We start from the raw sequence: 10,475 nt of genomic DNA, 5'->3' as shown, positions 1-10,475 counted from the left end.
ACATGATCCTGACGAGACAAATGCTCATCCAGCTCGCGATCTTCTCGGTGCTGGCCCTTGCTGCGGTGAGCATCATGGTCTTCGGCTACATGCGGCTGCCGGAGATGATGGGGATCGGGGAGTACCGCGTCACCGTGGAGCTACCAGAAACCGGTGGGCTGTACCCGCGCGGCAACGTGACGTATCGCGGCGCGCAGGTCGGCATCGTCGACAGCGTCGAGCTGACGGACACCGGTGTGGCAGCGGTGCTTTCGCTGAACTCCGACATAAAGATTCCCGCGGACGTCGTCGCCGAAGTGCACAGCCAATCCTCCGTCGGCGAGCAGTACGTCATGCTGGTGCCCCGCAGTGGGCAGGGGCCGGCGTTGACGGGTGGCGACGTCATCCCCCGGGACCGCACCACGGTTCCGACGGACATCAATACGGTCCTGAACGACACCACCCGCGGCCTTGAGGCGATCCCCCGCGAGAACCTGAAGACGGTCATCGACGAGTCCTACATCGCGGTCGGCGGGCTCGGACCGGAGCTCCGCAGGCTGGTCCACGGCAGCACCGCGCTGGCCATCGACGCCCGCCAGAACCTCGACCCACTGACCACCCTGATCGACCAGTCGAAACCGGTGCTGGACAGTCAGACCGACACCGCGGATTCGATTCAGGCATGGGCCGCGAATCTGGCGAGCATCACCGGTCAGTTACAGGGCCAGGATCAGGCGGTGTCCGGCATCCTGCAGAACGGCCCTGGCGCCGCCGATGAGGTGCGGGCCCTGATCGAACGGGTGCAACCAACGCTGCCGATCGTGCTGGCCAACCTGGTCAGCGTCGGCGAGGTGGCCGTCACCTACCAGCCGAGCCTCGAGCAGCTGCTGGTGCTGCTACCTCAGGGCACTGCCGTCACGCAGGCCGTCGGCGTGCACAAGCGGAACACCAAGCAGGACTACGAAGGCGATGCATTGGTCTTCAACCTCAACCTGATGATCCCCAACTTCCCTGCGCCGATCCCACTGCCGCCACAGCAGCTGCCCCCGCCGTGCACCACCGGCTTCCTGCCCGCCCAGCAGCAGCGAGTGCCCACCTTCGAGGACTATCCCGACAGGCCGCCGGGTGACGTCTACTGCCGGGTGCCGCAGGACGCGCCGTTCAACGTCCGGGGGGCGCGCAACCTGCCCTGCATCACCGTGCCCGGCAAACGCGCGCCGACGTGGCAGCAATGCGAGAGCGACGAGCACTACGTGCCGCTCAACGACGGATACAACTGGAAGGGCGATCCGAACGCCACGCTGTCCGGGCAAGCGATCCCGCACGTGCCGCCGGCCGTGCCACCTGCGCAAGCCGCTCCGCCGCCGGGTCCTGCACCGCCGCCAGTGGCAGCCGCCGAATACGACCCAGCCAGCGGCACGTACGTTGGTCCCGACGGACGTGTGTACACACAGTCCAACCTGGCCCGCAGTGCCACAGAGGAGCAAACATGGCAGACGATGCTGCTGCCCCCGACGGGGAACTGAACGAACCCTCAGCCAAAGCGGTCGAACCGACAACCGACGTCGTAGACGAAGCGGTTGACGACGACGCGCTCGACGACGACGCGGTTGACGACGATGGGGACGACACCGACCTCGAAGAGGCCGAGTCAGCGCCACGGATGTCGCACGTCCGGCTGGCGACCATCGTCGGGTTGGTCGTGGTGCTGGCGCTTGGCGGCTTGACGGGCTGGCTGGGCTTCCGCGCCTACCAGTCGCACCAGCTCGACACCCAACGCAAGGTCTTCGTGCAGGTCGGCCGCCAGGGCGCGCTGAACCTCACCACGATCGACTTCAATCACGTCGACGCGGACGTCCAGCGCATCCTCGACTCGGCGACGGGAACGTTCTACGACGACTTCCAGAAGCGCTCCCAGCCGTTCACCGAAGTGGTCAAGCAGGTCAAGTCGAAGTCCGTCGGCTCCGTCACCGAGGCCGGCCTGGAATCGGAGTCGCAAGACCAGGCGCAGGTGCTCGTCGCGGTCGCGGTGAACACCACCGTCGAAGGGCAACCCGAACAGCAACCGCGCGCGTGGCGGATGCGCATCACGGTGCAGAAGGTCGGCGAAGACACCAAGGTTTCGAACGTGGAGTTCGTGCCGTGACAGACGAAGAGAAGACGACCGTGGTCGGCGACGCAGACAACGAAACGAAGGCCGACGACGCAAAGGCCGACGAAACGAAGGCCGACGAAACGAAGGCCGACGAAACCTCGGACGAAGAAGCGACGGACGAGGCAGCGGCCGATGCAGAGACCGCCGAGGTGCCGAAGGCCCGGACCCGGAGCATCGACTGGGGCCGCGTCGCGGCCTACGGGGTGTTGCCCGCGTTGGCGCTGCTGCTCGTGCTTGCCGCCGGTTACCTGAAGTACGTGGACAATTCGGTGCGCGACTCGGACACCGCACGCATCGAGTCGATGCAGGTGGCCAAGGACAGCACCATCGCCATGCTGTCGTACCAGCCCGACACCGTCGATAAGCAGTTGAACGACGCACGCAACCTGCTCACCGGTGACTTCCAGAACTCCTACACGGGCCTCATCAACGACGTGGTCATCCCCGGCGCCAAGCAGAAGAAGATCTCCGCCGTCGCGACCGTGCCCGCCGCAGCATCCGTCTCCGCCGAGCCGAATCACGCCGTCGTGCTGGTGTTCGTCAATCAGACCGTGGTGGTAGGTGCCGACGCGCCGACCGACACCGCCTCGAGTGTGAAGGTGACGCTGGAGAAGCACGGCGACAAGTGGCTGATCTCCGAGTTCCAACCCGTCTAGGCGGGCGGCGGTGACCGGTCCCGAGACTCTCGACGTCGTGACCCCGGACGTCACGCTTCGGGCACTGACGTGGGGGCCCGACGACGGCCCAGTCGCCCTGTGCCTGCACGGTTTTCCCGACACGGCACACGGCTGGCGCAAGGTAGCCCCCGTGCTGGCCGACGCCGGGTGGCGAGTGGTCGCACCGTTCATGCGCGGCTACGCCCCGTCGTCGGCGTCCTCCGACGGCAGCTACCACGTCGGCGCGCTGATGGACGATGCGCTGCGCGTACTCGACGCCGCGGGCCCAACCGGACGCGACGTCGTGATCGGACACGACTGGGGAGCGATCGCAGGCACCGGCCTGGCGGCGATGCCGGACAGTCCGTTCAGCAAGGCCGTGATCATGTCCGTGCCTCCGGCCGCGTCGTTCCGGCGGATCGACAAGGTCTTCGACGCCGGTCGACTGTTGGCGCGGTTGCCGCGCCAACTCCTGCGCAGTTGGTACATCATGTTCTTCCAATTGCCAGGGCTGCCAGAACGTTCCGCGTCATGGGTGGTCCCGCGGCTGTGGCGGCAGTGGTCGCCCGGATACACCGCACACGAGGACGTCTCCCTGGTGCTCGATGCGATCGGAGCACCGGCGAACTGGCGCGCCGCGCTGGGGTACTACCGGGCTACGATTCGCGGAAGCAAGCCGCCTCCCCGCTACGCCGAACTGCACGAGCACTGGCTGTCGGCGCCGACGCTGCCCGCTCTGTACCTGCATGGCACCGACGACGGCTGCGCCTCGCCGGACTACGCCGAGTGGGTGAAGCCGGTGCTTCCCAACGGCAGCCGCGTCGAGATCGTCGACGGTGCAGGCCATTTCATGCAGCTCGACCGGCCCGACGTCGTCGCCCGTCATATCCTGGACTTCGTCGGACGGGCATGACGACGCGGCGGCTGACGCCGACCGATGCGCAGACGTTCTGGCTGTCGGCCAAGATTCCCAACGACACATTTCTCTTGTTCGGATTCGCCGGGGTGCCAACGGATCTCGAACAGACGTTGGATGACATCGCATCGCAGGCCCGCGGCTGTGCCGACCTGACGGTGCGCATCGAGGACCGCGGGACGCTCACCTACCCGGCCTGGGTACATCGGGACGTCGACCGGTCGCAGTTCGTCGTGCATGATCTCGACGACCGCTCGTGGGCGGGCTGTCTCGCCAAGGTGAGCCGGCTCATCGGCGACCAAGTGGACGCGCGCGTCTCGGCATGGCGGCTGCACGTCTTCGTCGCCGTCGAAGGCGTACCAGGAGTCGCGGGGCCGGGCACGGTGGCGGTTTTGCAGATCTCGCACGCACTCGGTGGCGGTGGACGGACCTGCGCGGCGGCGGCGGTGATGTTCGGCCGGGCCGGTGGCGTGGTGCCCGCGATCAGTCCATCGTCGACGGGCCCGGTCATGTTGCCGTTGCTCGGCTTTCGTGCCGCCAGGGCGCATCGGCGGCTGGTGGCCGACACCGAGGCGGGAATCGTTCCGGCGCAGGCGGAGCTGCGGCCGGTGCTGCGCACCAATGCCCGACCGACTGGAACGACGGGCCTGCGAACAGTGATCCGAAAGCGCACCGACCTGTCCGGGGCGAAGGTGACGGTGGGCGTGTTGGCGGGGGTGTCGGGCGCGCTCGCCGCCCATCTCCGCACTCTCGGTGAGGACCCGTCGGCGCTGGGTGCCGAAGTTCCCATGGCCAAGCCCGCGCCCCGCGTGGCGTACAACCACTTCGGCAACGTCGGCGTCGGCCTCTACCCCGATCTGGTCGCCGACGCGCGCCGCGCCAGGATCGCGGCCGACCTCGACGCTCGGCGGCGCCGTGCCGCGCATCCGGCGATCCGGGCAGCGGACCGGGCGTTCGCCGCGACGCCGGCACCGCTGTTGCGTTGGGGGATGGACCGATTCGACCCCGATCAGCGCGTGACGGCCGTGACGGGCAACACCATCGTGTCCAGCGTGAACTGCGGTGCCGCGGACTTCGGGTTCGGTGGCGCGCCGGTGACGGTGGCCGCGGCGTTCGCCGGGCTGTCACCGATGATGGGCCTGACGCACGTGGTCGTCGGCGTGGGGGACACCCTGTCGATCAGCGTGCATGCGGCGGAATCCGCGGTCGGCGGCCCGGACGGGTTGGACGCCTACGTGGCACGGCTGGAGGCCGAATTGCCCGTCTCAGCCGCGTAGTAATCCGAAGGCGAAGCCCGTGCCGAAGCCGCGGCGCAGCGCCAAGTGGATCCAGATCAGCGCATACGGTTCGAGCAACCTCGCCAGCGCCAGTTCACCGGCATCCACCACCTCGAAACCCAACTCCGACACCAGGTCCGTCGTGGTCCGTTTGGCGGCCTCGTCGTCACCGCAGACCAGCATCACGGGCGTGCCCGCTACCGCAGGGCGGTCCATCATCGGCGCACCGATCTGATTCATCGCCTTGCACACCAGCGCTTCCGGCGCCCATGCGGCGATCTGCTCGGCACCGGAGGTGGTGTGCCCGATCTCCAGTGCGCTGAAGTCCGGCGTCAACGGATTGGTGCAGTCGATCAGTACCTTGCCCGTCAGGTCACCGCAATCGGCGACTGCCTGCCGGGTGCCCTGCCAAGGGGTGCACAGCACCACCACGTCTGCGTTGGCAGCTGCGCCGCGGGTATCCGCCACGGGCGCGCCGAGGTCGGCGTGCTTGTCGTCTGCGGGGACTCGGACTCCGTAGGTGACGTCGTGAGCGCGAGCCCACGCCGCGCCCAACGCCCGTCCGACGTTGCCTGCCCCGATGATTGCGATTCTGATGTCGGGTTACGCTACGGCCGTGCCCGGTCAGGGACAATAACGCACTTCAAGGTGGGGTACGGACCTGGAGGTTAGTGTGCAGGCTTCCGACGAAGACGACCAGTGCCCCGTCGAGACCACCCTTGAGGTGATCGGCGGGAAGTGGAAGGCCGTGCTGATCTTCCACATGATGCGCGGGGGCGCCCACCGATTCGCCGAGCTCCGGCGCAAGACTCACGGGATCAGCGAGCGGGTGCTGACGCGTCAACTGCGCGAACTAGAGGCCGCGGGAATCGTACGCCGTGAAGTGTTCGCCGAAGTGCCTGCGCGGGTGGAGTACTCGTTGACCGAATACGGCGAGTCGCTGCGACCGGTGACCGAGGCGATGTGTGCGTGGGGCAAGCTCCACGAGTCCGTCTGATGTCAGCCGCGAAGCGCGGCGATGCCGAAGTCCAGTGCGGCCTCGAGGTAGCCGAGGTCACCGGTGTTGAGCAACACCAAGACTCCGCCCTGGATGCCTGCCAGTAGTGCCGCCGCGGCCTTCGACGCGTCGACCGATGCGGCGATCTTGCCCTGCTGCTGCATGGCGCGTATCCCGGTCTCGATCTCGGTGCGCCGCTGCTCGATCAGCGCCGACGTCACCGCGTGCGCTCCCGGCGTGCGGCCGATCTCGGACATCACGGTCGACAGCGGGCACTGCTGCCCCTGACTGCGGTAGCGCTCGACGACGACGTCGCGCCACCGCTGCCACGCAGCCCAGGACGTCAGCTTGCTCAGGTGCGGCTGCTGATCGCTTAGCACCCTCTCCGCCTCGAGCTCGGCCACTGCCAGAAGCAGTTGATCCTTGCCACCCGGGAAGTAGTGGAACAGTTGGCTCTTCGACGTCCGCCTGCAGGCCAGCACGTCGTCGAGCGTGGTGCCCACTGCGCCGCGCACGCGGATCCCGGCAGCGGCACCGTCGAAGATCCGCTGGCGCGTGGCTTGGACCTCCGCTGTAAATTTCTGGGCTTGCGAGTCCATATTTGGCTCACCATTCTTGGACTCCTGAGTCCAAACATTACGCGGCTTGCGGGTCGCATGGCATCGATCACAGATCCGCGGGTGGCCTCGGAGTTCATTGACGAGTTGAACCGCAGTCAGGATCTCGAAACTGACTGTTTGTTGACCCGCACACGCTAGCTGAACGCGCCTCCTGCGTAGACTCGTAAATCTTGAAGATGTTGCACACGTCGGTAGGACGGCCCCGCCCGTTCGATATGACGTGCGAGAACGTCTGCCTGATGCAATGATGGCGCGGCGTGCTTCGAAGCAACTCGGTGGAATGTGGAGGCGGGGATTGGTTACAAAGAGAGAATTGCTTCGCCGTAAGCGGTACCGTCAGAATTTGGCAGTAAAGGCTTCGCTGGCCTCCATTATAATAGTTGTTCTCCTAATAGTCACGATTCCCGGTTTATACCAGTATTTCGAACGGGATGATCCCGTCGACTTAGGCTCTCGGCCGCTAATAATCGTTACCGCACCTCAGAATAATGATATCTACGCGGTGGCCGCGTTCTGGCAAATAGAATACGACAAAGATAGCCATATATACATGTTTTTGGCTTCGAAGAAGCCTATCGAGCGGAAGGTTGACGTAACGGTCTCGATCATAGATAAGGATTTCGACCGTGAAAAGTTCAGTTGCAAATCTGGCGGGACATCCGGCCAGGCAAAGGTCGGAGAAATCAACGAAGGCACCAAAATCGCAGCGCAGTGGGATGCGAGTCAATCGGAGCTGGCCGGACGTTCAGGTTCTTTGAGTAAGGACACATATGAAGATGCGCAAGCGTACACGTACGTCACCCAGCTAAAACCGCGGCACTATTTCAAAGGTTGGACCACGTCATGGGATGCCGCGGAAGGTGAAGTAGTGGACTGCACCTTTAAGAAAGACAGCATATGGAAAGCCTCCGGCGCATCGTCCTCGGCGCTAGTGCCGAAACTCGAATTTACAAACTCTGAGAATAAACCCTGCCCGGTTGATACCGTATATACGTTGGCGTCTGTCAGCTTCACGCGTACGCCAGGCTCTATCGTCACAGAGTCGTATCCGCAGCTGTCGCCACTTGGTACGCAGTTGCTCGGAGAGCTTGCGTCCTTCCGATTAACCTGTATAGCTTATACGGATCTTCCGACGATTATTGTAAGTAATCGGTCGACTTCAAGATCTGACACGTTGATATTGACGTTTGCCGGTATCAGTCTGGGTTTTGTCGGCGCATTATTTATATACGTACTAGACGTCCTGTATGATCTAACGATTGGTCGAAAAATCGATCGAGAGTGACGTGTTGGGACTATTTGAATGTGCCGATCTGGGTTTAAGAATTTAGGTGAATCCGGTCCACGGTGAGATACTATTCTTTTTATATTAGCCTCATTCTCGCGTAAGCGATGACCCGTGATCGCTCAGCATGCGTGCCGCTGCGAGTTCGGCCACCGCAAGCAACAGCTGATCTTTGCCCCCAAGCTCCCGTCTCGGCGGCCGAGCACTCCGGAAGAGGTGGCGGCCGCGGTGGTATTCCTGGCCTCCGATGACGCGGCCAACATCCACGGTGCGGTTCTCAGTGTTGACGGCGGCTGGGCAGCGACTTGACCCAGTGGCGACGCAGCCACTTAACAGATGGCCTAGATTCTGTTGCGTGACTGCTTACGATTTCGGGATCCTCGTACTCCGGGTCGTGATCGGCCTGACCATGGCCGCGCACGGCTACAACAAGTTCTTCGGCAAGGGCGGCCTGGCGGGAACGGCAGGCTGGTTCGACAGCATGGGCATGAAGCCCGGCATCTTCCATGCCCGGGTCGCCGCGAGCACCGAGATGGCCGCCGGCCTCGGCCTGGCCGTCGGGTTGCTGACCCCAATTCCCGCCGCCGGGTTCGTCGCGCTGATGCTGGTGGCCTACTGGACGGTGCATCGCCCCAACGGCTTCTTCATCGTCAAGGAGGGCTGGGAGTACAACCTCATCCTGGCCGTAACGGCAATCGCTATTGCGACCATCGGGGCGGGCCAGCTCAGCCTTGATTACGCCCTGTTCCACACCAGCGCCTTGTACGACTACCTGCACGGTTGGTGGGGTCTGCTGATCGCCGTCGTGCTCGGCCTGGCCGGCGGGATCGGCCAGTTGGCGATCTTCTACCGACCGCCAGTCAAGAGCGAGAGCTAACCGATCGTGGCGTTGGAGCCGGACTATCCAAAGGGGGCCGCCGAGCGTGGCCGCGTCGAGCCCGTTCCGCGACGCATCCGCGGGTTCCTCGGCGGCGAGGTGGTCTTCGACACGACACGCGCGCTCTACGTGTGGGAGGTGCCGTACTACCCCCAGTACTACATCCCGCGGGCCGACGTGCGCGATGAGTTCCTCGTCGACGACGGCCACGCCCAGAAGGTCCAGTTCGGACCGTCGCGGCTGTACTCACTGACCGGGGCAGGAGTCGTTCGCAAGGGCGCCGTCCGGGTGTTCGACGCCGACGGGGGAGGCGTAGCGGCGGGCACCGTGAGGTTCGACTGGGATGCCCTCGACTGGTTCGAGGAGGACGAGCCGATCGTCGGCCATCCGCGCAACCCGTACGCGCGCGTGGACGCGTTGCGTTCGCACCGCCACGTCAAGGTCGAACTCGAGGGCGTACTGCTCGCCGAGACGCACACTCCGGTGCTGCTCTTCGAAACCGGCTTGCCAACAAGGTATTACGTCGACCGAACCGACGTCTCGTTCGCCAACCTCGAGCCCAGTGACACGCAGTCGTTGTGTCCGTACAAGGGGACCACCTCGGGCTACTGGTCGGTGCGAGTGGGCGAAACCGTGCATCCGGATCTGGCGTGGACCTACGACTACCCGCTACCGGCCGTCGCCCCGATCGCGCGGATGATCGCGTTCTACAACGAGAAGGTCGACGTCACCGTCGACGGCGTTGCGCTGGAGCGGCCGCAGACACACTTCGGCTAGGTCAGCAGCGACGCGCCCGGGCGATCGGTGGTGTGACCCTTTCATCACTCGGCCAAAGGCGCGCTGGCCTGGGTGACTGTTCTGCGAGATGAGGCCAATCTGCTCGTCGAGAGCATCGGTGTCGGTCAGCTTCGATTGACGACGCTTGGACGGTCAGCAGTAGTAGCCGGTGCACTCCTTCGGTTGCTCGTCCTCGGCGATTTGAGTGAGTCGCAAATTCGACGCCGGGTCGAGCTGATAGAACAGTGAACCGCTGTCGTCTGCGAAGACCGTCACCACGACGGGAACGTCGGTACCCGCTTGTGTTCTGGCAGTGACGAGGCCTCGATACTCACTGCCATTCTCGACCAGCTGGAACAACGTCAGATCCTGGTCGAACTGGATGTTGTACTCCTTCGTCGTCTCATTGCTGTCGACCATGCCCTGGATTCCGGTAGTCACCTGTGAGGCCAAGGCGGTCTTGTCGATCTCTGCTGCCTTTTCTGCGGCCGCGGCCTCGGCGGCAGCCTTGTGATCGGTCACTTGGTAATAGGTCAACGTGGACAGCAGCCCGACTGCGGCGATGGCCGCAACGGTCAAGAGTCCTAACATGATGTTCCTATAGATAGCCGAACCCCTACCGCTCTTTGGTTGCTGCGGCCACTCGGTGCTCGCTAAGTCCTCAGTCATTTGTCTCCCCTGGTATTGCTTGTGGTTTCACGATATCCGGCAGATATGGCGCGCGTCAGCAAACGCGAGTGCCAGACGCTACGGCGTCATGGGGTGCGTGCATCGCACCGGTAGGCCACAGGGCGTAGGGATAGCGCGTGCACTCGGCCTCTGTTGCCTGTCTGCGGGCGTCGTCCCGTGATGCGCAGCGTGGAGGAAGTCGTGTGACTTTGTTGCCTGGGTCGCCGTACCCGCTGGGGATCTGGTTCGCAGCGTGATGTCCGCACC

12 protein-coding genes and 1 pseudogene are annotated in these 10,475 nt (G+C 64.3%); 10 read left to right on the top strand and 3 right to left on the bottom strand.

The window, feature by feature from the left end:
* Window positions 1-2 precede the first annotated feature (2 nt).
* From N536_RS0114160 to N536_RS0114140, 5 genes are read left to right on the top strand one after another with little or no spacing between them, the layout of a single operon-like run.
* Window positions 3-1,505: an MCE family protein gene (locus N536_RS0114160; protein ID WP_029114204.1), complete on the top strand. Its 1,503-nt coding sequence runs from the start codon at window positions 3-5 to the stop codon at window positions 1,503-1,505.
* Window positions 1,469-2,125 carry a hypothetical protein gene (locus N536_RS0114155; RefSeq protein ID WP_029114203.1) on the top strand — a complete coding sequence of 219 codons (657 nt, stop codon included), beginning with the start codon at window positions 1,469-1,471 and terminating at the stop codon, window positions 2,123-2,125. Before N536_RS0114160 ends, N536_RS0114155 begins: the two co-directional genes overlap by 37 nt.
* Window positions 2,122-2,790 carry a hypothetical protein gene (locus N536_RS0114150; protein WP_029114202.1) on the top strand — a complete coding sequence of 223 codons (669 nt, stop codon included), beginning with the start codon at window positions 2,122-2,124 and terminating at the stop codon, window positions 2,788-2,790. The genes N536_RS0114155 and N536_RS0114150 overlap by 4 nt, the downstream gene beginning before the upstream one ends.
* A gap of 10 nt (window positions 2,791-2,800) precedes the next feature.
* On the top strand, window positions 2,801-3,703 hold the full coding sequence (locus tag N536_RS0114145; protein WP_029114201.1) for an alpha/beta fold hydrolase: 903 nt from the start codon (window positions 2,801-2,803) through the stop codon (window positions 3,701-3,703).
* Complete coding sequence (locus tag N536_RS0114140; protein WP_029114200.1) at window positions 3,700-4,983, top strand: hypothetical protein; 1,284 nt, start codon at window positions 3,700-3,702, stop codon at window positions 4,981-4,983. Before N536_RS0114145 ends, N536_RS0114140 begins: the two co-directional genes overlap by 4 nt.
* On the opposite strand, the gene N536_RS0114135 is transcribed toward N536_RS0114140, so the two are convergent.
* Window positions 4,972-5,565 (bottom strand): NADPH-dependent F420 reductase, encoded by a 594-nt coding sequence (locus N536_RS0114135; protein ID WP_255358458.1) that lies wholly within the window; start codon window positions 5,563-5,565, stop codon window positions 4,972-4,974. The two genes, N536_RS0114140 and N536_RS0114135, sit on opposite strands and share 12 nt — an antisense overlap.
* A 91-nt stretch (window positions 5,566-5,656) precedes the next feature.
* Between N536_RS0114135 and N536_RS0114130 the strand changes: the two genes are divergently transcribed.
* Complete coding sequence (locus tag N536_RS0114130) at window positions 5,657-5,980, top strand: helix-turn-helix domain-containing protein (RefSeq protein WP_029114198.1); 324 nt, start codon at window positions 5,657-5,659, stop codon at window positions 5,978-5,980.
* Between the two features lie 2 nt (window positions 5,981-5,982).
* Here the strand turns inward: N536_RS0114130 and N536_RS0114125 are convergent, their stop codons facing one another.
* Window positions 5,983-6,579: a TetR/AcrR family transcriptional regulator gene (locus N536_RS0114125; RefSeq protein WP_029114197.1), complete on the bottom strand. Its 597-nt coding sequence runs from the start codon at window positions 6,577-6,579 to the stop codon at window positions 5,983-5,985.
* 523 nt (window positions 6,580-7,102) lie between these two features.
* Between N536_RS0114125 and N536_RS42200 the strand changes: the two genes are divergently transcribed.
* From N536_RS42200 to N536_RS0114110, 4 genes and pseudogenes are all read left to right on the top strand, one after another.
* On the top strand, window positions 7,103-7,885 hold the full coding sequence (locus N536_RS42200) for a hypothetical protein (RefSeq protein WP_155948593.1): 783 nt from the start codon (window positions 7,103-7,105) through the stop codon (window positions 7,883-7,885).
* Window positions 7,886-8,065: 180 nt separating this feature from the next.
* Window positions 8,066-8,194: pseudogene (locus N536_RS0114120) on the top strand (SDR family oxidoreductase); the annotation flags it as partial.
* Window positions 8,195-8,240: 46 nt separating this feature from the next.
* Window positions 8,241-8,762 (top strand): DoxX family protein, encoded by a 522-nt coding sequence (locus N536_RS0114115; protein ID WP_029114195.1) that lies wholly within the window; start codon window positions 8,241-8,243, stop codon window positions 8,760-8,762.
* Between the two features lie 12 nt (window positions 8,763-8,774).
* Complete coding sequence (locus tag N536_RS0114110; RefSeq protein ID WP_036436485.1) at window positions 8,775-9,539, top strand: DUF427 domain-containing protein; 765 nt, start codon at window positions 8,775-8,777, stop codon at window positions 9,537-9,539.
* A 153-nt stretch (window positions 9,540-9,692) separates the two neighbouring features.
* Here N536_RS0114110 and N536_RS0114105 read toward each other — a convergent pair whose 3' ends face one another.
* The gene (locus N536_RS0114105) at window positions 9,693-10,130 is read right to left on the bottom strand and encodes a hypothetical protein (protein WP_155948592.1); all 438 of its coding nucleotides are present in this window, start codon (window positions 10,128-10,130) and stop codon (window positions 9,693-9,695) included.
* Window positions 10,131-10,475: the final 345 nt, after the last annotated feature.

Source organism: Mycobacterium sp. URHB0044 (assembly GCF_000620625.1).
Taxonomy (GTDB): domain Bacteria; phylum Actinomycetota; class Actinomycetes; order Mycobacteriales; family Mycobacteriaceae; genus Mycobacterium.
The sequence above is the reverse complement of the archived record's forward strand: the minus strand, read 5'-3'. Positions and strand labels throughout refer to the sequence as shown.